A 24,240-nucleotide genomic window follows, 5' to 3' on the forward strand; every position below is an offset into this window, starting at 1 on the left:
GGGGTCTTCTCGCACGTTGTCGCCACCAACGCAGAGTCAAGGCAAGGTGGCCAGCACGGCCGCCCCCACCAATCCGGCGTCACCGCCGAGTTCGGCCGGCACCACCTGCAGGCCGACTACGAAGTCCAACCCGGCACGCTGCGCCAGCGCGGTCCGCAGCGGGTCGAACAACAAAGCGCCGGAGCGGGCCACTCCCCCGCCGATCACCACCAGATCCAGGTCGCACACCGCCGCCACCGAGGTGATCATCACCGCCAGCGCGTCGGTGCCGCGCCGAAAAGCCCGCAGCGCCACGGGGTCACCGGCGTCGGCGGCCGCAGCGAGCGCCTTGGCATCTGCCGAAGACGCTTCCGGCGTCCATCCGTTGGCCAGCGCCCAGCGCACCATCGACGGACCGGAGGCGATGGTCTCCACGCAGCCGCGGCCACCGCAGCGGCACCGCTCCCCGTCGGGATCGACCACGACGTGCCCGACGTGGCCAGCGTTGCCGGTACGGCCGTGCAATGGTGCCCCGTCGAAGACCAGACCACCGCCCACGCCGGTCGAGACCACCATGCCCAGCATGGATCGGGTGCCGCGCCCGGCGCCGTGCCGGTATTCGCCGAGTGCCATGCAGACGCCGTCGCCGCCCAATCGGACCGGAACCCCGGGCACCGCGGCGGCCACCCGGTCACGCAGCGCGAACCCGCGCCAGCCCGCGATGTTGACCGGGCTGACGGTTCCGGCGTTGACGTCGATGGGCCCAGCCGAGCCGATACCGACGGCATCCACCCGCCCGCCGGCCCGTTCCAGGACGTTCTCGATCAGCTCGGCCGCCACCGCCCACACCGCCTCGGTGCCCTGATCAGCCCGGGTGGGCAGGGTGATCGTGTAGCTCAGTGATCCGTCGGGATCGACCAGGCCGGCGGCGATCTTGGTGCCACCGACATCCAGCGCGAGGACCGCGGTCATCAGTCGACACCCACCGTGACGGGCGCCAGCACGGCCAGTCGCACCGCGGTCGAATAGGCCAGCGCGCCCGCGCCGCCGACCCGGACCAGCGCCCACCAGGTGCCCGCCGTCGCCCACGCCGGCGGGGCGACGTCGAAGCTCAGCTCCACCTGGCCACGAGCGGGCACTACCGCACCCAGCGCCGGCGGGCCGGCCCATTCCCAGGTGCCCCAGGGGCTGATCAGGTGTGCCTCGACCGCCAGTGCGGCGTGTGCGTCGGTGCCGACCATGACGCTCAGCCGGGCAGAGCGTCCGGCGGTGACCTCGATCTCCGACGGGTCGTCCACATACAGCAGCCGATCGGAACCCGGATCGCCGACGCGCACCACCGCCACGTCTTCGACCGGCTGACGCCAGGCGCGCGGCGCGTCACCGGACAGGTCAAGTCCAGCGCGCAGCGGATAAAGCCCCGAGCCGGCGTCTGCGGGGACCGTCACCCGCACCGGGATGCGCACATGGTCTCCGGCCGCCAATCGCGCCGGTTGTTCGGCCGGCGTGACCGCCCAGCCGGCCGGGCACTGCCACGTCACCGCACCGGACAGGACCGCGTCGACACAGTCACTGGCCACGGTCAGCTCCAGGTTCAGCAGTGCGCCCGCGTCCGCGTCGACTCGGTGCGGATGCAGCGCCGGGGTCACCGGCAGGCCGCCCAGTGGAGCCGGCCCGCGGTTGTGCAGCCAATATCGGGCGTAGAGCGGTTGGGCTGCCTCGGATTCGGGGGCCAAGGGACGGCCGGTGCCCAGCTTTTCCATATCGAGCCGAGCAGTGACGGTAGCGATCTCGTAGCCGTGCAGCCGGTCCGGCGCAGGGTGCTCGCACGGCTGCTCCAGCAGATCCGCCCGCCCCAACACGGTCACCGGGCCCAGGTCGCTGCGCAGCGTGACAGCGGCGTCGGCGCCGCGGGTCTCGACCAACCGCAGTGTGACGGTGGTCGGGTCGACGGGCTGCGCGCTGCACCGCGCCATCGGGTTGCCCGCCGCCTTGAGCGCCCCCACGCTTACCCCCTCGGCGGGGTCGATGCGCAGCAGCGAGCCGCTCGTCGGGAGCCGGCCATCACCCCCGGTCACCGCCACGGCCCGCAGCAGGTCGGCGAATGCGGCGCTGCGCTCAGGAATCGCCGCCTGGCGCCAATCTCCGTCGCCGGTCACCAGTGCGTAGTCGAAGGTGTGCGTCCAATGCTGCAGTTGAAAGGCGCTGCCGTCGGGCGCCGTACGGCGCGGGTCGTCTTCCCAGGCCGCCGACGGCCAGCTGGTGCACGATCGCAGCAGGGCGGTGTGCAACGTGCCCGCGGAATCCACCGCGAAGCTGGGCACGCCGCGGTTGATCAGTGCGACGGTGCGCGCCTCGAAGGACTCCATCTCGGCGCGGACGTCTTGGTCCACCACGATCTCGGCGTCGGCCAGGTCGTCGGCCACCCGGGCGATCTCGGCCACCAAACTGTCGTCGTCGCGGCCGGCGATCACCAGCACCGGCAGGGCGCGCGGGCCGGTGAGGTCCGCCCCGGGCACCCAGACCTCGGTGAGGGGCTTGGCCGCCGGCACCCACACCCGGGCCCCGGCGTGCCGATCGAGCTGGCGGTGTAGCTCGGCGGTGTAGGCCGGATCGGCGGCGTCCAGCACCGCCCGGGTGAAGGCGTTGCGGTCCGGCCCGCCCAGCGCGATACGGGTGTCGGGCAGGTTGGAGTCGATGTCGAGGTTGCCGTAGCGCGGTCCGTCGGCCGCCGAACAAGTGGCGGTGACCCCGGCACGCACCAGCGCGACCATCAGGCCCCGCGCCGGCGCGCCGGCGACAATCACTTCAGCCACCGAGACCGCCCGGCTGCCGTCGCCGACGCTGATTCGCGCGGTTGCCGACAGCCCGAACCAGCGGTTGGCGGGGGTATCGAGGGTCCGAGGATATTGCGCGGTGTCCACCGAAAGTCCGCTGGGCTCGTGCAGCAGGCCGAAGCCGCGGCCGATGACGGCGTCGGCCACCTCGGCGACCGGCATGGCACCGGGCACCGGGCAGGGCCAGCGCAGCCGCAACAGATGATCGGCGCCGGTGAACTCGTCGATGGTGGTGGAGCAATCCACCCGGTCCACGCCGTGCCACAGGGTCAGGGTTTGGGTGTAGGCCAGCACGCTGCGGATCCGGCCGGACACCACCAGCCGCTCCCCCAGCGGCCCGCGGTAGGCCTGCACCGTCACGTCGCGCGCGACTGCGGAGGTGAACAGGTTGCCGCTGGGCACCAGGTGCCACGGTCCTTCCCCGGACTGCGGGTGTTTGGGGTATTCGTCGTAGACGGCGAGCTGGTTGCCCAGGCCCCCCGCGATGATCATTTCGCGGCCTTGGTGGCGCCACGAGGAGATGCCGCCGCCGCGATCCGGATCCGCGGTCAGCTGGTGGTGCTCATTGCTGATCGCGGTCCCGGGCACCGGCTGCCAGCCGTCGGCATTCGCGGTGGGCGTGAGCCGGTAGGCCTGCCAGCCCAGCGAGGGCACGTCGCGGGCCAGCCAGCTGACGGTGCTGCCGTCGTGTTCGACGTGGGTCGGACATTCGGTGCCGTCGGGGGCAACCACGCGCGCCCCGGCCGGCAGCGGTGTCGCCAGATGCACGGTGACGACGTCGGTACGGTCGGCGGCCACCGGGTTCCACACCACGGTGCTTTCGCCGCCGGCGTCGGTCTCCACCAACCCCGACAGCACCGTCAGGGCGTTGTCGCGGGCGTCGGCGCCCAGTTGCCAGGCATCGCGCCAGCCGGTCAGCAGGTCCAGGTAGACCTGGTCGGCTTCCGAGCCGGTGATGGCGTCGTGGTGGGCGCCGTAGGACAGTTGCGCCCAGGCCTTGGCCAGTGCCGCCTCCGGGTAGTCCACCCCAGCCAGCGCCGCGGCGAACACCGCAAAGCGCTCGGCGCCCAGGACCGCCTGCTCGGCCGCCCGGTTGGCCTGCTTGGTGTCGATATAGGAGACGTGACAGCCGGTGTAGATCGGGTTCATGTCCCGGGTTTGCGGAGACGGGTTCACACCGCGTTGGTCCAGTTCGGCGCGCACCGCGGCGAAGAACTCACTCGGCACGGCGCAGACGAACTTCGGCCAGGTGTAGCGGGCGTTCCAGTCCCGGTGGATCTTGGTGATCCAACGGTTCGGCGGGGTGAAGTCGGTGCCCACCGGCAGCAGCACGTTGCGGGTGGCGGCGACCTTCTTCATCTCGGTGAACAACCGGTAGACGTCGTCCTCGGCGGCGGCCAGGGTCGCGTTCGCGTCCATCCACCAGCCGGCCGCGTAGTGCGCGGGCATGTAGTGGGTCAGCACGCCGCGCCCGGACGGCGCGATCCATTCGAACTCGGATGCGAACTGCATGCGGCGCGGATCGCCTCGATCGGCCATCGGACCCCACTGATGAAACGGCCCGCGCGCCCAGGCGCTGGAGGACAGTCCGGCGTCAGCGACCAGGCCGGGGAACTGCGGATCATGGCCGAACACGTCGAGCTGCCAGGCGGTGGCCGGTGCGGCGCCCATGATGTCGCGCTGAAAGCCGATCCCGGCCACCAGGTTGCGGATCGTGGTCTCGGCGTCGGTGAGGTTGGTCGACGGCTCGTTGTAGGTGCCGCCCATTACCTCGACCCGGCCTTGCGCGATCAGCCGGCGGAGCTCGGCCCGGTCCTGCGGGTGGGTGTCCCAGTACGGCTTGAGGTAGTCGACCTCGGCCAGGACGAACTTGTACTCGGGGTTGTCGCGGGCCCAGTCCAGGTGCCCGCGCACCAGATCGAAGCCGTTGGTCTGCCGGCACGCGCCGAGCGGGCTCTCGGTCCACACGCTGGTGTAGTGGGCCTGGGTGTTCCACCACACCGGGTCGTAGTGGAAGTGGCCGATCATGAACATGGTCCAGCCGGGTTCGGCCACGGTGAACGTGAAACTGCTGCCGTTGACCTGGGCGGCCCGCTGTTGCCCCGGCACCGGGTTGTCGACGATCACTGGCACCTCGACGACACCGCTTCCGGGCTCGGCTAGGGCCTCGCCGACCAGCCCGTCGCCGTCGATCCGCAGCGGTGTCGCCACCTCGGCGTCGCGGTAGTCCACCCGGACCAGCTGCGCGGGCGCGTCGGCCGGCCCGACGAACTTCTCGGTCGATTCGACGTCGAGGATCCGCATGACACAAACCTACGGATGCGCGCCCGCCGAGCGGAGCCTTTCGGCGACCGGCTGCCTTCGGTGTGCGTGGCTAAATGTCGGACCCGGCTGGCGGGCATCGACGACGCCACCATGTACGAACTCATCGCCGGGTTCGAGGGCGCCGGGTGCGCTGGCGGAGAACTCCCGCCGTTGATTTGGCAGACTGCAGCAATGAGTTCGACCCCACCCCGCCAGGTGGCCCAGCTGGACCGGGTGCCGTTGCCGGTTGAGGCGGCCCGCATCGGCGCCACGGGCTGGCAGCTCACCCGCGCCGCCGCCCGAGTCTTCACCCGATTGCTAGGACCCGGGCCGATCCAGCAGAAGGTGATCCGCGAGCTGCCGCAGACGTTCGCCGACCTGGGCCCCACCTACGTCAAGTTCGGCCAGATCATCGCCTCGAGCCCCGGCGCGTTCGGTGAAGCGCTGTCGCGGGAGTTCCGCGGACTGCTGGACTCCGTGCCGCCGGCCGACCCGGCCGAGATACATGCCCTTTTTATCGAGGAACTGGGCGCCGAACCGCAGGAGCTGTTCGCGAAGTTCGACGAGACCCCGGTCGCCTCGGCCTCGATCGCCCAGGTGCACTTCGCCACCCTGCACAGCGGCGAGGAGGTCGTGGTCAAGATCCAGCGGCCCGGCATCCGCCGACGGGTCGCGGCCGACCTGCAGATCCTCAAACGCTTCGCCCAGCTGGTGGAGCTGGCCAAGCTGGGTCGGCGACTGTCGGCCGGCGACGTGGTCGCCGACTTCGCCGACAACCTCGCCGAAGAGCTGGACTTCCGTATCGAGGGCCAGTCGATGCAGACCTGGGTGTCGCACCTGCATGCCTCCCCGCTCGGCCGCAACATCAAGGTGCCCGACGTGCACTGGGACTTCACCAGCGAGCGGGTGCTGACGATGGAGCGCGTGGCGGGCATCCGCATCGACGACGCCCCCGCCATCCGCAAGGCCGGTTTCGACGGCGTGGAGCTGGTGAAGGCGCTGCTGTTCTCCACCTTCGAGGGCGGTCTGCGGCACGGGTTGTTCCACGGCGACCTGCACGCGGGCAACCTGCTGGTGGATGACGACGGCCGGGTGGTGTTCCTGGACTTCGGGATCATGGGCCGCATCGACCCCCGCACCCGGTGGCTGCTGCGCGAGCTGGTCTACGCACTGCTGGTCAAAAAGGATCACGCCGCGGCCGGCAAGATCGTGGTGCTGATGGGCGCGGTGGGCACCGTCAAACCCGAGGGCCAGGCCGCCAAGGACCTCGAGGCATTCGCCACCCCGCTGACGATGAAATCGCTGGGCGACATGTCGTACGCCGAGATCGGTAAGCAACTCGGAGCGCTAGCCGATGCCTACGACGTCAAGCTGCCCCGCGAGCTGGTGCTCATCGGCAAGCAGTTCCTCTATGTCGAGCGCTACATGAAACTGCTGGCGCCACGCTGGCAGATGATGTCCGATCCGCAGCTGACCGGCTACTTCGCCAACTTCATGGTCGACGTCAGCCGCGAGCACAAAGACAACGACGACAACCCGGGAGAATGACCGTGGTGGAGATGCGCAGCGGTACCGCCCGCTCGGGCGATCTGGAGATTTTCTACGAAGACATGGGAAGCCCCGAGGATCCGCCAGTGCTGCTGGTGATGGGACTGGGCGCCCAGCTGCTGCTGTGGCGCACCGGTTTCTGCGAGAAGCTCGTCGCCCACGGCCTGCGGGTGATCCGCTACGACAACCGCGACGTCGGCCTGTCCACCAAGCTGGGACGCGAACATGCCCGTGGCGCACTGGTCCCCCGGATGGCGCGATTCTGGCTGGGCAAGCCAAGCCCGGCCGTCTACACCCTCGAGGACATGGCCGACGACGCCGCCGCCCTGCTGGACCACCTAGGGATCGAGCAGGCGCACGTCGTCGGTGCATCCATGGGCGGCATGATCGCGCAGGTGTTCGCCGCACGGTTCGCACCGCGGACGCGTTCGCTGGCCGTCATCTTCTCCAGCAACAACCGGCGTTTCCTTCCCCCGCCGGCACCGCGCGCACTGATGGCGCTGCTGACCGGTCCGTCACCGAACTCCCCCCGCGACGTCATCATCGACAACGCGGTGCGGGCCAGCCGGATCATCGGCAGTCCGCGCTACCCGGCACCGGAAGACCAACTTCGGGCCAACATCATCGAGGCCTACGAACGCAGCTACTACCCGTGGGGCATCGCCCGTCAGTTCGGCGCCATCCTGGCCAGCGGCAGCCTGGCCGCCTATGACCGACTGATCACCGCGCCGACCGTGGTCATCCACGGCCTGGCCGACAAGCTGATGCGCCCCTCAGGAGGACGGGCAGTCGCCGACGCGATCGATCGCGCCCGGCTGGTGCTGTTCGAGGGCATGGGCCACGACCTGCCCGAAGAGTTGTGGGATCCGGTAATCAGCGAGCTGACCACGACATTTGCCGCCGCGCGGTAATCTCGCTCGGTGACCACTCAGTGGTCAAAACCACACCGAAGTGCTCATAGCAGATGAGCAACGGTAGTCTGTGCACACTCTCCCCCCATTTTGAGAAGATCGCGAGTGAACTAAGCCATGCCCAAGCTGGAACCGAAGTACGAGGAACTGCAGTCGATCTACGACATCTCTAATGAGTTCTACGAGCTGTTCCTAGGTCCGACGATGGGCTACACCTGCGGGTTCTACCCAGACAAGGACACCACCTGCGACGAGGCGCAGATCGCCAAGTTCGATCTGGCGCTGGGCAAGCTGGGCCTGGAGCCCGGCATGACGCTGCTGGACATCGGCTGCGGTTGGGGGGCCTGCATGCAGCGTGCCCTGGAAAAGTACGACGTCAACGTCATCGGGCTCACCCTCAGTGGCGAGCAGCGCCAGTACGCCATCGACAAGCTGTCCAAGGTGGACACCAGCCGCAACATCGAGGTGCGACTGCAGGGCTGGGAGGAGTTCACCGACAAGGTGGACCGGATCGTGTCGATCGGCGCGTTCGAGCACTTCGGCCGCGACCGCTGGCCGGACTTCTTCGAGATCACCTACAACGCGCTGCCCGCCGACGGCCGGATGCTGTTGCACACGATCACCGCGATCAGCGGTCAGGACGAGGCGCAGGCCAAGGGCATTCCGATGACAATGTCGCTGGCCAAGTTCACGCTGTTCATCATGCGGGAGATCTTCCCCGGCGGGCAGCTTCCGTCGGCGTGGTTGCCCCGCAAGTACGCCGCCGACGCCGGTTTCACCGTGACTCGGGACGACGAGATCGGGCCGCACTACGCACGCACCCTTCAGGACTGGGCGGCGATGTTGGCGGCCAACAAGGAGCGGGCGATCGAGGTGCAGGGCCAGGAGGCGTACGACCGCTTCGACAAGTACCTCAACGGCTGCGTGGAACTGTTCCGCAACGGAAACACCAGCGTCCACCAGTACACGCTGCAGAAATAGTCGGGATCGGCCTGCCGCGGGATCCGGCTTGGCTACATTTCGCGTCAACCGATTCACCCCTCGACCCGCTAAGCTGCAACAGTTGACCGGCACGGAAAAACAAGGCGGTTATCTCGGCCGGTCACAGCGGGTTTCATCAGGAAGGCAATCAGTCACAGATGGTGGACAAATCGACCCGGACCGCGGACATGCGCCCGAAATTCGAAAACATCCAGGCCCACTACGACCTGTCCGATGACTTCTTCGCGCTGTTCCAGGACCCGACCCGGATGTACAGCTGTGCGTACTTCGAGCCGCCCGACGCCAGCTTGGAAGAAGCCCAGCTCGCCAAGCTCGACCTGAACCTGGGCAAGCTGGACCTGCGCCCGGGGATGACGCTGCTGGACATCGGTTGCGGCTGGGGTGCGACCATGAAGCGCGCCGTCGAGAAGTTCGACGTCAACGTCATCGGCCTGACCCTGTCGAAGAACCAGCATGCGTATTCGCAGAGCCTGCTGGACGAGATCGACACCGACCGGTCGCGGCGGGTCCTGCTGCAGGGCTGGGAGCAGTTCGACGAGCCGGTGGACCGGATCGTCTCGATCGAGGCGTTCGAGCACTTCGGTTTCGAAAACTACGACAACTTCTTCAAGAACAGCTACGACATCATGCCGGCCGACGGTCGGATGACGATCCAGAGCAGCGTGAGCTTTCACCCCTACGAGCTCAACGCGCGCGGCAAGAAGCTGACGTTCGAGACCGCGCGGTTCATCAAGTTCATCCTGACCGAGATCTTCCCGGGTGGCCGGCTGCCCACCACCAACATGATGGTGGAGCACGGCGAGAAGGCCGGTTTCACTGTGCCCGAGGCGCTTTCGCTGCGGCCGCACTACATCAAGACGCTCAAGATCTGGGGCGACGCACTCGAGGCTCACCACGCCGAGGCCGTCGCGATCCAGTCCGAAGAGGTCTACGAGCGCTACATGAAGTACCTGCGCGGCTGCGAGTATTACTTCACCGATGAGTCGCTGGACGTCAGCCTGGTGACCTACGCCAAGCAAGCGCCCTAGCCGCTTCCCTCCGCCTCGAGGGGGAATTCCACGACACGTCATCGGCGTGTTGCGTCGTGAGATTGCCACTCGCGGCTGCGGCGCCGTCGCCTTCAGAACGCAGAAAAGCCCCCGCCTAGGCGGGGGCTTTTCGCTGTGGCTTACTCAGCCGCGAAGTTGCGGGTCACGGCCGGGTCCACCGGGATACCGGGGCCGGTGGTCGTCGAGATGGTGACCTTCTTGAGGTAACGGCCCTTGGACGACGACGGCTTGAGCCGCAGCACCTCGTCGAGGGCGGCGCCGTAGTTCTCCGCCAGCTTGGCCTCTTCGAACGACGCCTTGCCGATGACGAAGTGCAGGTTGGCCTGCTTGTCGACACGGAAGTTGATCTTGCCGCCCTTGATGTCGGCGACGGCCTTGGCCACGTCGGGGGTGACGGTGCCGGTCTTCGGGTTGGGCATCAGACCACGCGGGCCCAGCACGCGGGCGATGCGGCCGACCTTGGCCATCTGGTCCGGGGTGGCGATCGCGGCGTCGAAGTCGAGGAATCCACCCTGGATCTTCTCAATGAGGTCGTCGCTGCCGACCACGTCGGCGCCGGCGGCGATGGCCTGCTCGGCCTTCTCACCGACCGCGAACACCGCCACGCGGGCGGTCTTACCGGTGCCGTGCGGCAGGTTGACGGTGCCGCGGACCATCTGGTCGGCCTTACGCGGGTCGACACCGAGCCGGATGGCGACCTCGACGGTGGCGTCCTGCTTGGTCGAGGACGTCTCCTTGGCCAGCTTGGCGGCAGCCAGCGGGGTGTAGAGGTTGTCGCGGTCCACCTTCTCGGCGGCGGCGCGGTAAGCCTTACTGGTCTTGCTCATCTTGTGTCCAATCTCAGTGGTTGGGTCGTGGTGAAAGTCGGGCCGAAGCTGGCCCTCCCACGCTTTCCTTGCGTTGACTCTGCGTCCACGGTGGTTCTTACTCGCACTTTTCCACCGTCAGCGCAGAGTCAACGGGCGTACTACTCGACGGTGATGCCCATGGAGCGGGCGGTACCGGCGATGATCTTGGCGCCGGCCTCGATGTCGTTGGCGTTGAGGTCGGCCTTCTTGGTCTCGGCGATCTCGCGCACCTGGTCCCAGGTCACCTTGGCGACCTTGGTCTTGTGCGGCTCGGCCGATCCCTTGGCGATACCGGCGGCCTTGAGCAGCATCCGCGCCGCGGGCGGGGTCTTGAGCGCAAAGGTGAAGCTGCGGTCCTCGTAGACGGTGATCTCCACGGGGATGACGTTGCCGCGCTGGCCTTCCGTCGCGGCGTTGTACGCCTTGCAGAACTCCATGATGTTCACGCCGTGCTGACCAAGCGCGGGTCCGACCGGCGGCGCGGGGTTGGCCTCGCCAGCCTTGATCTGAAGCTTGATAAGCCCGGCGACCTTCTTCTTCGGGGCCATGAGGGGGTGTTTCCTTTCCTACGTACTAAATCTTGGAGACCTGGGTAAAGCCCAGTTCCACTGGTGTCTCGCGACCGAAGATGGACACCAGCACCTTGAGCTTCTGCTGCTCGGCGTTGACCTCGCTGATCGAGGCGGGCAGCGTGGCGAACGGGCCGTCCATGACGGTGACCGACTCGCCGACTTCGTAATCGACCTCGATGACCGGCCGCTCCAGACCGCCCTCGCTTGCTGCGGTGCTCACTGCACCCGCTCCGCCCCGGGCTTGCTTCTTCGCCGCACCTTGCGGCAGCAGGAACTTGACCACGTCGTCCAGCGGCAGCGAGGTCGGCCGCGAGGTGGCGCCGACGAACCCGGTGACGCCCGGGGTGTTGCGCACCGCGGACCAGGAGTCGTCGGTCAGGTCCATCCGCACCAGGATGTAGCCCGGCAGCACCTTGCGATTGACCTGCTTGCGCTGGCCGTTCTTGATCTCGGTGACCTCTTCGGTGGGCACTTCCACCTGGAAGATGTAGTCGCCGACGTCGAGGTTCTGCACGCGGGTCTCGAGGTTGGCTTTCACCTTGTTCTCGTACCCGGCGTAGGAGTGGATGACGTACCAGTCGCCCGGCTTGGAGCGCAGTTCGGCTTTCAGCGCCACCGCGGGGTCGAGTTCCTCAGCCGGCTCGTCCTGGGCCGCCTCGGGGGCCTCAGTGGCCTCGGCGGACTCGGTGGCCTCCAGCGCGGAGTCCTCAGCGGGAACCTCAGTGGTCTCCGCCACGTCGACCGGCTCGCCCGCAGGCGTATCGCCGTCGAAGGTAGTCACGGTTTCAGTCCTTCCTATAACTTCACTCGCCGAACACCAGCAGCACCAGCCGGGCCCATCCGTAGTCTGCCCCGGCGACCAACGCCACCATGAAGACCAGGAAGGCCAGCACCACCGCGGTGTAAGTGACCATCTGCTTGCGGTTCGGCCAGATCACCTTGCGAAGTTCGCCGACGACCTGCTTGAGGAAATTCAGAATGAAGACGAGTGGGTTGCGCGAGGGCCCTTCGGCCTTCTTCTTCGCCTTCTTCTTGGCCTTCTCGGCGTCCGCGGCGTCTTCCGCGTCCAATTCGGTAGCCGTGGACTCCACGTCGTCAGCGCCGTCGCCGGCACCACGACGCCGCGAACGCTTGCCGGTGGGCCGCAGCGGGTCGCCGACCTGCCTGCTCACCACGGCCGTGCGACTGCTGCTGCCGGATTCGGCATCGCTATCGCCGTCGGCTGCGGCGTCGGGACGGTCGAGCTCGTCGGTCACCGCATGCTCCTTCGTTGTTCGCGCTTACCTCATTGCCGTACCGCGCATGGTGTCCAGTGTCCACCATGGCACGTCAGCAGGGGCGACAGGACTTGAACCTGCAACCTGCGGTTTTGGAGACCGCTGCTCTGCCAGTTGAGCTACGCCCCTTCGCGGTTGGCGTACCAACCTGCGGGTTCGGAAGCTTCACCTGTTCGCCGTCACCGGCTCACACAATTCGCGCGCCCCCCGTTCGCATCACGGAAAGCGCGCTAATGCTGGGAAAACCCCGAGGTTCGAGTGTACCTCGCCGCTGCGGCCAGTTGCTAATCAGGCTGTTCGGACGACCTGACCGGATTCGGCGTCCCAGCGCAGGTTGACCGAATCGTCGCCGTCGTGACCCATCATCGTGGTGAACGCTTCGAGCACCACGTCGCCATCCTGGTTGGTCAAGATGTTGCGGGTCGTCACGATGTCAGCACCGAAACGCTCGTTGACCGAGGCGATCTCCATCCGGGCGTACAGCGTGTCGCCGGCCTTGATCGGTTTGAGGTATTTGAAGCCCTGGTCCACCTGCACCATCTGCATGGTGGTGTAGCCGGTGTCGACATGGCGGAAGAAGTCGGACTGCACCAACTTCGCCAGTATCGCCACGAACGTCGGCGGCGCCAGCAGCGACTCGTAGCCCAGCTTGGCCGCCTCCGCCTCGTCGTAATAGGCGGGGTCCTCAGCCTTGATGGACCGGGAGAACTCGCGGATCTTTTCGCGGCCCACCACAAACGACTCGGGATAGCGCCAGATCATGCCTCGGATATCAGTTTTGATCGCCATGGCACCGCGCCCCTAAGCCAGCTTGGCGGAAGCGACCGCTCGTCCGAAGATCTTTTTGCCACCGGTGGTGGCGGTGAGCGCAATGGTCACCGTCTTCGACTCGGAGTCGACAGACTTCACCCGGCCGCTGAAGGTGATCTCAGCGCCCTTGCCATCGTTGGGCACCGGAACCACAGACGTGAAACGCACGTTGTATTCGGTCACCGCGCCCGGGTCGCCCACCCAGGACGTGACGTAGCCGCCGCCGAGCCCCATGGTGAGCATGCCGTGGGCAATGGCGGTGTCCAGGCCCACCTGCTGAGCGATCTCGTCATCCCAGTGGATCGGGTTCAGGTCGCCGGACACGCCGGCGTAGTTGACCAGGTCCTGCCGCGACAGCGGGATCACCCGCTCCGGCAGCTGATCGCCGACCTTGACCGAACTGAACTCACGCAACGCCATCGGTGAAACCCTTATCTCCCTCGCCGGCGCGGCCCGCCAGTGTCGTATATGTCTTCTGCACGATTTCACCGGCGTGGTTGGTAACCACCTGTTGAGTCACGATGATGTCGGTGCCGTGTGCGCGGCGAACCGATTCGACCGACACGTCGCAAAACAGTCGGTCGCCTTCCTTGATCGCCCGGTGAAACTCGATCTTCTGGTCGACCTGGACGATCTGAGCGTCATCGGTGGTGACACCGCAATGCTCGAAGAAACCCGAAATCGCCATGTGCCCGAACACCGAGATGAAGGTCAGCGAGGCCACCAGCCCGTCGTAGCCGAGATCGGCTGCCGCCCGCAGATCAAGACTGGCCAAGTCCACCGCCTTGACCGCGCGCGCGTACTCGCGGATCTTCTCCCGTTCCACGTCGTAGTGGTCGGGATAGCGGTAGTGCGCCCCAGCGAGACGGTCTGCCAACGACACGGCTCGACCTACTTAGCGAGATTCGCGGTGCGACTCGTGCTTGCCGCAGTTGGGGCAGAATTTCTTCAGCTCCAGCCGGTCGGGGTCGTTACGGCGGTTCTTCTTGGTGATGTAGTTGCGGTGCTTGCACACCTCACAGGCCAAGGTGATCTTCGGCCGCACATCAGTACTGGAGGCCACGTCTGTCGTCCTTCGTTCACATGTCGAATTGCTTGCAGTAGCGGTGGGGAGGCTCGATCTCCCGACCTCACGATTATGAGTCGTGCGCTCTAACCAGCTGAGCTACACCGCCCCGATCGGCGCTAGTCGGCGCACCGACTGGCGTCCACCGAGCCCCCTAACGGAATCGAACCGTTGACCTTTTCCTTACCATGGAAACGCTCTGCCGACTGAGCTAAGGGGGCCTTCACCTACAGCGACCCTTTCTGGTGCTGCAAGCCTGTAGAAGGTTACAACCTTGCCCACGAGGTCACCAAACCGCGATGACAGACGCTGGCCAGACCCCGTTGGCTTAGTGGGGACTTAGCGGCGCCGATCTGCGGCGCCCGGCTTCGCCGCGCTTGCAATCGACCCCCGCAAACAGCGCCGACCTGCGGCGCCCGGCTTCGCCGCGCTTGCAATCGACCCCCGCAAACAGCGCCGACCTGCGGCGCCCGGCTTCGCCGCGCTTGCAATCGCCGCTGCTTTAGGCTGGAGGGCGTGCCCGAATCCGACCGGCTGTATTTCCGCCAGCTGCTCTCCGGACGCGATTTCGCGGCCGGAGACCCAATGGCCGCCCAGATGCGCAACTTCGCCTACCTGATCGGCGACCGGCAGACCGGCGACGCCGTCGTGGTCGACCCGGCCTACGCCGCCGGCGATCTGCTCGACACGCTCGAGGCCGACGGTATGCAGCTGTCCGGCGTACTGGTCACCCATCACCACCCCGATCACGTCGGCGGCAAGATGATGGGCTTCGAACTCAAGGGCCTGGCCGAACTTCTGGAACGGGTCAGCGTTCCGGTTCACGTGAACACCCATGAGGCACAGTGGGTTTCGCGTGTCACCGAGATTCCGATGTCGGATCTGACCGCGCACGAACATGGCGACAAGGTGAGCATCGGCGACATCGAGATCGAGCTACTGCACACGCCCGGACACACCCCGGGCAGCCAGTGTTTCCTGCTGGACGGTCGGCTGGTTGCCGGCGACACCTTGTTCCTGGAAGGCTGCGGACGCACCGACTTCCCGGGTGGCGACTCCGACGAGATGTATCGCAGCCTGCAGCAGTTGGCGGCCCTACCGGGCGACCCGACGGTGTTCCCCGGCCATTGGTATTCGGCCGACCCGAGCGCCGCCCTTTCCGAGGTGAAGCGATCCAACTACGTATTCAGCGCCGGAAGCCTGGACCGGTGGCGCATGCTGATGGGCGGATGAGGGGATAGCTGATGGGATCAGTTGAGGACCGCTTGTACGACGTCGCGCACGCGGGCGCGGATGCCTGGCTGGCCTGGGCCGCCTGGCTGGCCATCGCTATCACCGTGCTGGCGCTGTTCTATTTGAACCGTCAATTGCAGCGCAACCGCCGGTTGGCCGCCGAGCAGACCCGCCCGCAGGTGGCGATGTTCATGGAGCCGCACGCCGCCGATTGGCACGTCATCGAGCTGGTGGTCCGTAACTTCGGCAAGACCGCGGCCTACGACATCCGGTTCGCGTTCGACCAGCCACCGACGGTGGCCCGCTACGAAACCGCCTCAGACGGCTACGCCGACGTCGTCGCGCTGCAACTGCCCGAAGAACTGACGGTGCTGGCGCCGAACCAGGAATGGCGAACGGTGTGGGACTCGGCGATCGACCGGGCCGAGCTAGGTGAGGGCATCGAGTCACGGTTCACCGGGACGGTCAGCTACGCCGACAGCCCCGACGAGCCAAAGGGCTGGTTCGGACGGCGGGGCAAGCAGCCTCGGTACGAGAACAAGGTGGTCCTCGATTGGGGTGACCTGCCCCCGGTGCGGCGGGTCGAGTTGATGACGACACACGACCTGGCCAAGCGCGAAAAGCAGAAGCTGGAGCTGCTGCGCAGTCTGCTCAGCTACTTCCACTACGCCAGCAAAGAGACCCGCCCGGACGTGTTCCGCGGCGAGATCGAGCGGATCAACGGCGCAGCCCGCGAGATCCAGGACCGGTTGCGCGGTCGCGAGCAGTTGGAGGCGGCCGGCAACACCGACATCACGGTGCGGCTCGGCGACCCCAGTGCGGAGTTGGGCAAGCATCGCAGCTGAACCCTGGAACCGCCGCACAACCCGGGCATCAGTCGGTTTCGGTGGTGTCCGCGCTGGGGTAGTGCGAGGCACGGAACCGCTTCAGGTAGGCCGGCCAGTCCCAGGTGGACAGGAACTCCCGGGCCGCGGTGTAGCCGTTGTCGTAGAGCTTTTCGAGCCGGTCACGGGAGATGTCGAAGTCCAGCACGCTGACATCGGTGGAGTTGACCTTGATGGCCCGCACACTGACCCACGGCTGGTTCAGGTAAGTCTGGTCGTGGCCGACCAGCATGGTGCTGATCAGGTTCTCCAACAGCAGTGACTGCCCGAACAGCTGCAGCGGCCGCAGCACCGGAACCATGGCGCCGATTCCGTCGGAGAGCTCCGGGACCACCGTTACCCCAAACGTGGGCCACAGCGGTGCTCGGCCGTCGAGCCGGTCGAAGGTGTAGATCGGGAAGTTCGACAGCACCCCACCGTCGACCAGGGTGGAGCGCAGCCCGGCGGCGCTGGTCAGCGTCACCGGCCGGTAGAAGAACGGGACGGCCATCGAGGCGCGCACTGCGTCGGCGACGGACTGCTCGTCGGGGTCGAGCCCGTACACCCGCCGGTAGTCCCACGGCAGCCGAACCAGCTGCCCGGTCGTCACGTCTGTCACGGTGACCACGGCTCGGTAGCGCCGCTCGGGCATCAGGTTCGCTGCGTGGTAGCCCAGGTCTCCCCAGGTGCGCACCCCGAGATTCGCCAGCTCAGCGCGGATCCAATCGTGGGCGACGTCACCGCGATACAGGGCGCTGTCGCGCAGAAACCCCCACACCGGTCCGACCAGCGGGACCGGCCCCGCGTCGCGCCAGGTGTGCAGCGGCACTGACAGCGCCAGGTCTTTGACCTGTGCTGCGGTCAGCTGGTCACCCTGGGCGGCGGCGGCCAGAATCGTGCCCACCACCGAGCCGCCAGACACCCCGGAGATGCGCTGCACCGAGTAGCCGGCATCCATCAGAGCAACCACCGCTCCCACCAACCCGACGAAGCGCACTCCCCCGCCGGACAGCACCAGGTCGGCGGTCAGCGGTTGGGAGTCGCGCGCTCGACGAGTGGCCATCGACTGACGCTAGTCCGCCGAATTCCATTCGTAGGGAAGGAATTTACCGTCGAAGGTGATCACCACCCGGTCACCTCCCGGGTGCGGTTTGTGCTCGATGTCCATGCTGAAGTTGATCGCGCTCATGATGCCGTCACCGAACTGCTCGTGAATCAGTTCCTTGATCGCCGGGCCGTACACGCCCACCGCTTCGTAAAGCCGGTAGATGGTCGGGTCGGTGGGGGGCGCAGTGAGCCCGCCGCGCATCGGTACCGCGGCCAGTACCGGCACCACCGCCGGGTCCAGTCCGAGCAGGTTCGCGAGGACCTTGCCCGATTCGGCGGGGATGGGGTGCTGGCCCAGCAGTGCCGAGGTGGTCCACACGACCGGCTTGTCGATCGCGTCGGCCAATTCCTGCCAGGTCAGCCCCTTGGCGAGGCGGGCGGCGATGATCTGCTCGGTGATCTGGCTTCGGTTCATGGCTTCCAGCATGCCCGCCTCGCTCACTGTTCGAAATAGCGACGCAGGTTGTCCCACATTGCGGTGTGGGAGCTGCCGCCGTCGCGCAGCACGGTCTTCATCAACATCCGTGGGGCACTGACGTCGACCAGTTCGTGCAGTCTGGCGCCGCCGGCGTGCGGGCGAACCGTCATGGTTGACCACATCTCGATACCGGGCCGCTGCAGGGTGTGGGTGCGGATTTCGCCGGGCGCGCTTTCGCGCAGTTCTACCCGGCAGGTGAACCGGATCGGTATTCCGTAAAGGCGCATGCGATGCGGAGCCAGGTATCGGGTGACGCCGTCGGCGCCGCCGGGGATCTGCCGCACGTCCACCAGCATCGGGTGCAGGGCTTCATAGTTGCCCAGATCGGCCAGAAACGCCGCAACGGCTTCTGGCGGCGCAGCGATGTCGACGGTGTGCTCCAGGCGTCCGCGTGCCATGGCAGCACCTTAGCCCCGCAGGTTGCGGTGGCATACTCGCCGGTATGCCGCACGACAAGGCCTCTGGGCGTCGCCAATCGGCCGTACTGCTCATGGCTGTGGTGGCGATAGCCGTACTGCTCTTCGGCTGCGGATCGCAAACCCGGGCCGAGAACACCCAACTTGATTTCGCCGCCCAAACCCTCGACGGCCGACCGTTTTCCGGCGCCAGTCTGGTCGGCCGACCAGCCGTGTTGTGGTTCTGGGCGCCCTGGTGTCCGCTCTGCCAACGGGATGCACCGATGGTCGCTCGACTGGCCGCCGCACACCCCAAGGTGACCTTCGTCGGCGTGGGCGCGCAAGACCGGCTGGACGCGTTACGGGCCTTTGTCGACAGGTACGGCGTCGACGAGTTCACCGAGTTGGCCGATACCGACGCCGCGGTATGGGCCAGGTTCGGGGTGACGCGACAGCCGGCGTACGCCTTCGTCAGGCCGGACGGCCGGGTCGAGGTGGTGACGGGCTCGCTGGCCGAAGCCGAGCTGAACAAGCGACTGCAGGCCCTGACGGGTTCGTGATCGACACCGCCGCACTCAGTTTTGCCCTGGGGGCGGGGCTGGTGGCCGCGCTGAACCCGTGTGGATTCGCGTTTCTCCCCGGCTATCTGGGTCTGGTGATCGCCACCAGCCGAGACACCTCACGACCGGTGGCATTGGCGCGGGCAGGGCTGGCGACCATGGTGATGGCAACCGGATTCCTGACGGTGTTCGGGATCTTCGGATTGGCCGTCTCGCCGTTGATCGCTTCCGCGCAGAAGTATCTACCGTTCGCCACCGTGGTGATCGGCGTGGCGCTGCTGGCGCTGGGCGCCTGGCTGTTGGCCGGCCGCGAGTTCCCACTGCTGTTGCCCAGCACGGCGGGCCGGACACCCACGGCGCGGCTGGGGTCGATGTACGGCTACGGCGTCGGCTACGCCGTGGCGTCACTGTCCTGCACGATCGCGCCGTTTCTGGCGGTGATCAGTACGACGTTTCGGCAAGGTTCGACGGTGGCCGGAGTGCTGGCGTTCATCGCCTACGCCGCGGGCATGAGCATCACCGTCGGTATTGCTGCGCTGGCGGTGGCCGTGGCGGGTTCTGCGGCCAGCTCCGCGTTGCGGCGGGTCCTGCCGTATGTGGGACGGATCGCCGGGGTGATCGTGCTGCTGACCGGGCTGTACGTGAGCTACTACGGCTATTACGAGATCCGGTTGTACTTCGCCGAGGGCGACGCCGACGATCCCGTGATCGACGCGGCGGTTGCGGTGCAGTCCTGGTTGGCCGATCAGGTCGACACACTGGGTGTTTGGCCGCTGCTAGGGGCGATCGTCGCGCTGGTGGCCGGCGCACTGGGTTGGCGAGCGCTGCGACGCCGACACCGGTCTACTCCCAGATGATTGTTTCGATTGTTTCAATCTTGAGCAGCGACGGGTAGCATTGGGCGCATGCCCACCGCCGTCGCCCCGATCGCCCGTCAGGTCGCCGAACGCGCCCGTACCGACGCCGGGTTCGCCCTTGTCCTCGACGCGCTGTTGGAGGCGCCCACGGCACCGCAGGGCACGTTGGAGCGCATCGCCGCCCACGCCCTGAACGACCAGCGCCGCGCGGCCCTCGTCGATGACTTCGTGGCCGGGGCGCTGCCCACCCCTAAGGTCCAGGATCTGCTGCGACTGGGCACACCGCAGGCGGTGCACCGGTTGCGCAGCCGAGGCAAGCTCATCGGCGCGGCCGTGGGCAACCAGACCTGGTTCCCGGCCTGGCAATTCGACGACGCCCGGCTGCGCCCCGAGCTGACCGAGATCCTGGAGCTACTGGGCCGGTTCACCACCGACCCACTGGCAGCGGACCGCATCATGCGGCTCACTCATGACGAGTTGGGCGGCATCTCGATCGCCGAGGCGCTGCGCCACAGCGAGACCGCGCCGGCCGCACGGCGACTGCTCACCTCACTCGGTGCCTGAACTCCCCGCCGGCTATCGGGCGCCGCTGCCCGATGCCCGGCCCAGCGGACTGCGCCGCCGACGGATCGCCGCCGGCACTCAGCTGTGGCGCCTCGACGCCGAGCACCCCGATCAGTGGACCTGGGACGGTTTCGGCCAACCGCGCTATCGCTTCGATCCGCCGTCGGGCGGGTTCCGCACCCGTTACGCGGCAACCGATCTCGCCGGAGCCTTCCGGGAACGCTATCGACTGACCGGGCTGATGATCCCCAGCGATCACGCCCGCCACCACCTGGTGCGGCTCTCCGCCGCCCGGCACCTGCGGGTGCTCGATCTGCGCACCGAGCGCAATCTTGATGCGCTCGGCGTCGACGACCAGATCAGCACCGGCCAGCACGACGCGGTGTGGGCCACCTGCCAGCACCTGGCAGATGCCCTGCGACGCTGGTGGCCCGAGCCCGACGAGTGCCCGGACGCGATCGTCTACCGCTCGCGCACCACCCCGGAGACTTCGGTCAACTATGCGTTCTTCGACGGCGGAGCATTCACGGTCGAGTGCTGGCCGCTCGCGGAACGTCCGGACGTGACCGCGGACCTGGTTCTGCGGCACGGGTTTACCGTCGCGTACTGAGCCCGCACACTCGCGCGACCGTGACCGCCACCCACCCGTGACAGGCCCACCCGTCACAGCCCCACCCGTCACAGCCCCACCCGTCACAGCCCCGGAGGATGTGGGCATGTGCCCGCCTCTGAGCGACAACGTTGGTTATGTCAACTCGCGTTGGGGCTCGCCGAGGCACAATTGCCCACCGGTGCCGCCACGGCCTGACATAGCACCGCTTGTCGCTCAGAGGCGGGCACACACCACACCGCCGCCCACCCGTGACGCCTGAGACAGACGTGACCGAGCCCGGGGCTCAACCGGGTTTCGTTGCGGTGACCAGCCGGGTCGAAGTCCATGGCCCGCCGTACCACATTCGCCAACCGAGGTTGTGCCATGTCACGTCGCACCAACCCAATTCACGCAGTTGGTCCGCGTGGTTGCGGATCTCCCACAGGTCCGCGATGGCCAACCGGCCGCCGGGCCGCAGCACCCGGGCCGCCTCGGTCAGCGCACGTCGACGGCCCTCGCGGGACCCGATGTTGTGGATCGCCAGGTTGGACACCACCACGTCGACGCTGGCGTCGGGCAGCGGCAACGCGGTCATGTCGCCGGTGCGCACCTCGATCCGGTCGGCAACCCCTTCGAGTGCGGCGTTGGCCACGGTGGCATCAGCTGAGTTGTCGGTCTGGTCGGCCTGCCACAGGTCGACTCCGATCGCCCGGCCGCCGGGCAGCCGCTTGGCCGCGGCGCACAACACCGCACCTCGCCCACATCCCATGTCCAGCACTGTTTCGTCGCCGCGCAACCGCAGCCCATCGAGAACGTCGTCCCACACCTTGAACTTGCCGGCCCGCGTCGCATGCCAATACAGCCCGACCTGAGCCAAGATCCCGGCATCGAGGACGAATGCCGCCACGCCGGCCCACTGCGGACCGCGGGCCAGGGCGATGCCGCCGTAGACCGCCAACGCAAGGCACCCGATCGCCAGGGCAGCGAGCTGGCCGCCTAGCGGCACCCGGTGAAACGATCCGTCGATGCCGTAGTCGCCGCGATGGCGAGGCGCCTCAGTCATGGTGCAGGCTCTCGTCGCCGAACCTGATACCCAGGTCTCGAGCGGTCCGGATCGAATCACAGTCCAGTGGAACGGTTTTCTGCTGTCGAGTGGCCTCAGCCAACGGCACGTAATCCACTGTCGGTGGATTGAGGGCCACCATCACCCCGCTGCGCCCCTCGTCGAGCGCCCGCACCGCGGCAGCGCCGAACCGCAGCCCCAGCAGCCGGTCACCCGACGACGGCGAACCACCACGCAACAGGTGCCCAAGTACGACGGCACGAGACTCGCGCCCGGTGAGCGCTTCGAGTTCGGCGGCCACCTTGGCGCCGACGCCGCCCAAGCGTTCAGCCTGACCCACCGCCTTGCCCGCCACAGTGAGCTCGCCACCCACCGGCTTGGCGCCTTCGGCGACGCAGACGATGGAGTACGTCGAACCGCGTTGTGCGCGTTCGTTGATCAGCGCAGCCACTGGTTCAAGCCGATACGGGATCTCCGGGAGCAAGATGGCATGCACCCCGGAGGCCAGCCCGGCGTGCAGCGCAATCCAGCCGGCGTAGCGCCCCATCACCTCCACCACGATGATCCGGCTGTGCGAGGTCGCGGTGGAGAACAACCGATCAATGCACTCCGAGGCGAAATCGACTGCGCTGTCGAAGCCGAACGTCGCCGCGGTGCCCTCCAGATCGTTGTCGATGGTCTTAGGCACCCCGACCAGCCGCAGCCCAGCCTGGTGCAGGTGGTTGCCGATCGCCAGGGAACCGTCGCCGCCGATGGTGATCAGCGCGTCGATCTCGCGTTCTGCGATGCGCTGCAGCAGCTCGTCGGTGCGGTCCTGTTCACTCCAGCTGCCGTCGGCCTGCTGCACCGGGTACGCGATCGGGTTGCCGCGGTTGGTGCTGCCCAAGATGGTGCCGCCCTGGTGGATGATGCCGCGCACCCGGTTACGGGTCAGCTCGATCAGTCCGCCATCGGGGTATTCGTCGCCCAGCAGCAGCCCGTTGTAGCCGTCGCGGATCCCGACCACGTCCCAGCCTCGGCTTCGACCAGCCATGGTGGCGGCGTAGATGACAGCGTTGAGGCCGGGCGCGTCACCGCCACCAGTGCTGATCGCGATGCGCTTGATGCTCGCCGTCACGCTTGGACCTCCTGCACCGGGCTCTTGGGATCGATCAGAACCTTGGCATGGCGGGCCGGGTCCGCCAGCGCGTCGAACGCATTCGCCACCCCGCCCAGTCCGACAGTGCCGGTGATCAGCGGCGAGACGTCGACCTTACCTTCGGCGATCATGTGCAGGGTATCTCGGAATTCCATTGGTGTGTAACCCAATACGAACCGCAGGTCGGTTTCCTTGTTGATTGCGATCGCCGGCCGGATCGCGTCGGTTCCCATGCACACCCCGACCACCACCACCCGGGAGAACAGTGGGGCACCGGCGATGATGCCGTCGATGACACCCGGCACCCCGACACATTCGAAGATCACTGGGCGGTTAGGTGTGGCGGCGCCGACGGCTTCGGCGGCCCGCCAGACATGCCACCACGGCAGCCGCGCCTTGTACAGCTTTTCGACGGTGCCCACCGCCAAGCTCAGCGCATCCGGTGCCTTCTCCAGGTGGCCGTGGCCCGCCGCCGCGGCGTACGGCGAATCGACGGCCGGGTCGACAACGATGTCGGCGCCGCATCGGGTAGCCAGCGCGCGGCGGCCGGGCGAGAAGTCGCTGGCGATCACCGTGCGCACACCGCGGGCTTTGAGCATGCACACCACCGCCAGGCCGATCGGTCCGCAACCGATCACGATCGCCACGTCGCGCTTGCGCACCTCGCCACGCCGCACGGCGTGCCAGGCGACCGCCATCGGTTCGGTGAGTGCGGCCGCGTCCACCGACAGGCCGTTGGGAATGGGCAGAGTCAGCGACTGCTCGACGAGCATCTGCTCGGCGTAGCCTCCCGGCGCCGATTCCGACAACCCGATCGCATGGACAGCGTCACCGCTCCGCAACAGCGGTAATGCGACTACCCGGGTGCCGGGGCGTGGCGCCGTCCGGGTGCGGGGACCGTGATCGAGTACTTCGCCGCAGACTTCGTGTCCGAGCACCACCTGCTGATTCGACCGCATAAATCCGTCGTACCCAGTCAAGGCCATGACATCGGCCACCTCGTCGCAGTGCTGTCGGGCGTGCAGATCAGATCCGCAGATACCGCAGCGCAGCACGTCGATGAGCAGCTGGCCTCTGGCTGGGATCGGACTGGGCAGGTCGACGACTTCGAGTTGCGCATTGCTACAGCTGACGGCTTTCACAATTTCCAGCCTACGAGGGTGCCCGGCGGGCGTGGTGTCAACGAC

General features: G+C 67.2%; 26 protein-coding genes and 3 tRNA genes. 10 read left to right on the forward strand and 19 right to left on the reverse strand.

The window, feature by feature from the left end:
* Positions 1-36 precede the first annotated feature (36 nt).
* On the reverse strand, positions 37-951 hold the full coding sequence (locus NM962_04810) for an ROK family protein (GenBank protein ID UVO13444.1): 915 nt from the start codon (positions 949-951) through the stop codon (positions 37-39).
* On the reverse strand, positions 951-5,120 hold the full coding sequence (locus tag NM962_04815) for an NEW3 domain-containing protein (protein ID UVO13445.1): 4,170 nt from the start codon (positions 5,118-5,120) through the stop codon (positions 951-953). The genes NM962_04810 and NM962_04815 overlap by 1 nt, the downstream gene beginning before the upstream one ends.
* 192 nt (positions 5,121-5,312) lie before the next feature.
* Between NM962_04815 and NM962_04820 the strand changes: the two genes are divergently transcribed.
* The 4 genes from NM962_04820 (at position 5,313) to NM962_04835 (ending at position 9,609) form a co-directional block, all read left to right on the forward strand.
* On the forward strand, positions 5,313-6,668 hold the full coding sequence (locus tag NM962_04820) for an AarF/ABC1/UbiB kinase family protein (GenBank protein UVO14550.1): 1,356 nt from the start codon (positions 5,313-5,315) through the stop codon (positions 6,666-6,668).
* Between the two features lie 5 nt (positions 6,669-6,673).
* Positions 6,674-7,579, forward strand: a complete 906-nt coding sequence (locus NM962_04825) for an alpha/beta fold hydrolase (GenBank protein UVO14551.1) — start codon at positions 6,674-6,676, stop codon at positions 7,577-7,579.
* A 117-nt stretch (positions 7,580-7,696) separates the two neighbouring features.
* Positions 7,697-8,560 carry a cyclopropane mycolic acid synthase family methyltransferase gene (locus NM962_04830; GenBank protein ID UVO13446.1) on the forward strand — a complete coding sequence of 288 codons (864 nt, stop codon included), beginning with the start codon at positions 7,697-7,699 and terminating at the stop codon, positions 8,558-8,560.
* 158 nt (positions 8,561-8,718) lie between these two features.
* A complete protein-coding gene (locus NM962_04835; protein ID UVO13447.1) occupies positions 8,719-9,609 on the forward strand; it encodes a cyclopropane mycolic acid synthase family methyltransferase in 891 nt (296 codons plus the stop codon).
* A 140-nt stretch (positions 9,610-9,749) separates the two neighbouring features.
* Here the strand turns inward: NM962_04835 and rplA are convergent, their stop codons facing one another.
* The 11 genes from rplA to NM962_04890 all read right to left on the reverse strand — a co-directional run bounded on the left by rplA (position 9,750) and on the right by NM962_04890 (position 14,424).
* Positions 9,750-10,457, reverse strand: coding sequence for a 50S ribosomal protein L1 (gene rplA, locus NM962_04840; protein ID UVO13448.1), 708 nt, complete (start codon positions 10,455-10,457; stop codon positions 9,750-9,752).
* A 140-nt stretch (positions 10,458-10,597) separates the two neighbouring features.
* On the reverse strand, positions 10,598-11,026 hold the full coding sequence (rplK, locus tag NM962_04845) for a 50S ribosomal protein L11 (GenBank protein ID UVO13449.1): 429 nt from the start codon (positions 11,024-11,026) through the stop codon (positions 10,598-10,600).
* A 25-nt stretch (positions 11,027-11,051) separates the two neighbouring features.
* A complete protein-coding gene (gene nusG, locus NM962_04850) occupies positions 11,052-11,831 on the reverse strand; it encodes a transcription termination/antitermination protein NusG (GenBank protein UVO13450.1) in 780 nt (259 codons plus the stop codon).
* Between the two features lie 22 nt (positions 11,832-11,853).
* Complete coding sequence (gene secE, locus NM962_04855) at positions 11,854-12,306, reverse strand: preprotein translocase subunit SecE (protein UVO13451.1); 453 nt, start codon at positions 12,304-12,306, stop codon at positions 11,854-11,856.
* 77 nt (positions 12,307-12,383) lie between these two features.
* A tRNA-Trp gene (locus NM962_04860) sits at positions 12,384-12,456 on the reverse strand.
* A gap of 159 nt (positions 12,457-12,615) precedes the next feature.
* Positions 12,616-13,116, reverse strand: a complete 501-nt coding sequence (gene hadC, locus NM962_04865; GenBank protein UVO13452.1) for a (3R)-hydroxyacyl-ACP dehydratase subunit HadC — start codon at positions 13,114-13,116, stop codon at positions 12,616-12,618.
* 12 nt (positions 13,117-13,128) lie between these two features.
* Positions 13,129-13,557, reverse strand: coding sequence for a (3R)-hydroxyacyl-ACP dehydratase subunit HadB (gene hadB / locus NM962_04870; protein ID UVO13453.1), 429 nt, complete (start codon positions 13,555-13,557; stop codon positions 13,129-13,131).
* On the reverse strand, positions 13,544-14,020 hold the full coding sequence (gene hadA / locus NM962_04875) for a (3R)-hydroxyacyl-ACP dehydratase subunit HadA (GenBank protein UVO13454.1): 477 nt from the start codon (positions 14,018-14,020) through the stop codon (positions 13,544-13,546). The genes hadB and hadA overlap by 14 nt, the downstream gene beginning before the upstream one ends.
* A 12-nt stretch (positions 14,021-14,032) precedes the next feature.
* Positions 14,033-14,200: a 50S ribosomal protein L33 gene (gene rpmG, locus NM962_04880; GenBank protein ID UVO13455.1), complete on the reverse strand. Its 168-nt coding sequence runs from the start codon at positions 14,198-14,200 to the stop codon at positions 14,033-14,035.
* A 38-nt stretch (positions 14,201-14,238) separates the two neighbouring features.
* Positions 14,239-14,312: transfer RNA gene (locus NM962_04885), tRNA-Met, on the reverse strand.
* 39 nt (positions 14,313-14,351) lie between these two features.
* Positions 14,352-14,424 (reverse strand) — tRNA-Thr (locus NM962_04890).
* Positions 14,425-14,719: 295 nt separating this feature from the next.
* On the opposite strand from NM962_04890, the gene NM962_04895 reads away from it, so the two are divergent.
* On the forward strand, positions 14,720-15,436 hold the full coding sequence (locus tag NM962_04895; GenBank protein UVO13456.1) for an MBL fold metallo-hydrolase: 717 nt from the start codon (positions 14,720-14,722) through the stop codon (positions 15,434-15,436).
* Positions 15,437-15,447: 11 nt separating this feature from the next.
* A complete protein-coding gene (locus NM962_04900) occupies positions 15,448-16,281 on the forward strand; it encodes a hypothetical protein (protein UVO13457.1) in 834 nt (277 codons plus the stop codon).
* Between the two features lie 28 nt (positions 16,282-16,309).
* Here the strand turns inward: NM962_04900 and NM962_04905 are convergent, their stop codons facing one another.
* The 3 genes from NM962_04905 to NM962_04915 are packed head-to-tail and all read right to left on the reverse strand — an operon-like array spanning position 16,310 to position 18,282.
* Positions 16,310-17,362 carry a patatin-like phospholipase family protein gene (locus NM962_04905; protein ID UVO13458.1) on the reverse strand — a complete coding sequence of 351 codons (1,053 nt, stop codon included), beginning with the start codon at positions 17,360-17,362 and terminating at the stop codon, positions 16,310-16,312.
* Between the two features lie 9 nt (positions 17,363-17,371).
* The gene (gene cynS / locus NM962_04910; GenBank protein UVO14552.1) at positions 17,372-17,833 is read right to left on the reverse strand and encodes a cyanase; all 462 of its coding nucleotides are present in this window, start codon (positions 17,831-17,833) and stop codon (positions 17,372-17,374) included.
* 11 nt (positions 17,834-17,844) lie between these two features.
* Positions 17,845-18,282 carry an SRPBCC family protein gene (locus NM962_04915; GenBank protein ID UVO13459.1) on the reverse strand — a complete coding sequence of 146 codons (438 nt, stop codon included), beginning with the start codon at positions 18,280-18,282 and terminating at the stop codon, positions 17,845-17,847.
* 92 nt (positions 18,283-18,374) lie between these two features.
* Between NM962_04915 and NM962_04920 the strand changes: the two genes are divergently transcribed.
* From NM962_04920 to NM962_04935, 4 genes are read left to right on the forward strand one after another with little or no spacing between them, the layout of a single operon-like run.
* Entirely contained in the window at positions 18,375-18,839 is a 465-nt protein-coding gene (locus tag NM962_04920) for a redoxin domain-containing protein (GenBank protein UVO14553.1), read from the forward strand.
* Positions 18,836-19,696, forward strand: a complete 861-nt coding sequence (locus tag NM962_04925) for a cytochrome c biogenesis protein CcdA (GenBank protein ID UVO13460.1) — start codon at positions 18,836-18,838, stop codon at positions 19,694-19,696. Before NM962_04920 ends, NM962_04925 begins: the two co-directional genes overlap by 4 nt.
* Before the next feature lie 48 nt (positions 19,697-19,744).
* A complete protein-coding gene (locus tag NM962_04930; GenBank protein UVO13461.1) occupies positions 19,745-20,260 on the forward strand; it encodes a hypothetical protein in 516 nt (171 codons plus the stop codon).
* Complete coding sequence (locus tag NM962_04935; protein UVO13462.1) at positions 20,253-20,870, forward strand: RES family NAD+ phosphorylase; 618 nt, start codon at positions 20,253-20,255, stop codon at positions 20,868-20,870. Before NM962_04930 ends, NM962_04935 begins: the two co-directional genes overlap by 8 nt.
* Before the next feature lie 286 nt (positions 20,871-21,156).
* Here NM962_04935 and NM962_04940 read toward each other — a convergent pair whose 3' ends face one another.
* From NM962_04940 to NM962_04950, 3 genes are read right to left on the reverse strand one after another with little or no spacing between them, the layout of a single operon-like run.
* Positions 21,157-21,915, reverse strand: a complete 759-nt coding sequence (locus NM962_04940) for a class I SAM-dependent methyltransferase (protein UVO13463.1) — start codon at positions 21,913-21,915, stop codon at positions 21,157-21,159.
* Entirely contained in the window at positions 21,908-23,032 is a 1,125-nt protein-coding gene (locus NM962_04945) for an ATP-dependent 6-phosphofructokinase (protein UVO13464.1), read from the reverse strand. Before NM962_04945 ends, NM962_04940 begins: the two co-directional genes overlap by 8 nt.
* Entirely contained in the window at positions 23,029-24,195 is a 1,167-nt protein-coding gene (locus NM962_04950; GenBank protein UVO13465.1) for a zinc-binding dehydrogenase, read from the reverse strand. Before NM962_04950 ends, NM962_04945 begins: the two co-directional genes overlap by 4 nt.
* Positions 24,196-24,240 lie beyond the last annotated feature (45 nt).

Source organism: Mycobacterium sp. SVM_VP21 (assembly GCA_024758765.1).
Lineage (GTDB): Bacteria > Actinomycetota > Actinomycetes > Mycobacteriales > Mycobacteriaceae > Mycobacterium > Mycobacterium heraklionense_C.

Bases quoted from the DNA above. Each gene is read 5' to 3' on its own strand.
- NM962_04835 (UVO13447.1), top strand. From the start codon at position 8,719: ATGGTGGACAAATCGACCCGGACCGCGGACATGCGCCCGAAATTCGAA.
- NM962_04815 (UVO13445.1), bottom strand. From the start codon at position 5,120: ATGCGGATCCTCGACGTCGAATCGACCGAGAAGTTCGTCGGGCCGGCC.
- NM962_04920 (UVO14553.1), top strand. From the start codon at position 18,375: ATGGCTGTGGTGGCGATAGCCGTACTGCTCTTCGGCTGCGGATCGCAA.
- rplA (UVO13448.1), bottom strand. From the start codon at position 10,457: ATGAGCAAGACCAGTAAGGCTTACCGCGCCGCCGCCGAGAAGGTGGAC.
- hadB (UVO13453.1), bottom strand. From the start codon at position 13,557: ATGGCGTTGCGTGAGTTCAGTTCGGTCAAGGTCGGCGATCAGCTGCCG.
- NM962_04905 (UVO13458.1), bottom strand. From the start codon at position 17,362: ATGGCCACTCGTCGAGCGCGCGACTCCCAACCGCTGACCGCCGACCTG.
- NM962_04810 (UVO13444.1), bottom strand. From the start codon at position 951: ATGACCGCGGTCCTCGCGCTGGATGTCGGTGGCACCAAGATCGCCGCC.
- NM962_04830 (UVO13446.1), top strand. From the start codon at position 7,697: ATGCCCAAGCTGGAACCGAAGTACGAGGAACTGCAGTCGATCTACGAC.
- NM962_04940 (UVO13463.1), bottom strand. From the start codon at position 21,915: ATGACTGAGGCGCCTCGCCATCGCGGCGACTACGGCATCGACGGATCG.
- rplK (UVO13449.1), bottom strand. From the start codon at position 11,026: ATGGCCCCGAAGAAGAAGGTCGCCGGGCTTATCAAGCTTCAGATCAAG.
- NM962_04820 (UVO14550.1), top strand. From the start codon at position 5,313: ATGAGTTCGACCCCACCCCGCCAGGTGGCCCAGCTGGACCGGGTGCCG.
- hadC (UVO13452.1), bottom strand. From the start codon at position 13,116: ATGGCGATCAAAACTGATATCCGAGGCATGATCTGGCGCTATCCCGAG.
- cynS (UVO14552.1), bottom strand. From the start codon at position 17,833: ATGCTGGAAGCCATGAACCGAAGCCAGATCACCGAGCAGATCATCGCC.
- NM962_04915 (UVO13459.1), bottom strand. From the start codon at position 18,282: ATGGCACGCGGACGCCTGGAGCACACCGTCGACATCGCTGCGCCGCCA.
- NM962_04930 (UVO13461.1), top strand. From the start codon at position 19,745: ATGCCCACCGCCGTCGCCCCGATCGCCCGTCAGGTCGCCGAACGCGCC.
- NM962_04900 (UVO13457.1), top strand. From the start codon at position 15,448: ATGGGATCAGTTGAGGACCGCTTGTACGACGTCGCGCACGCGGGCGCG.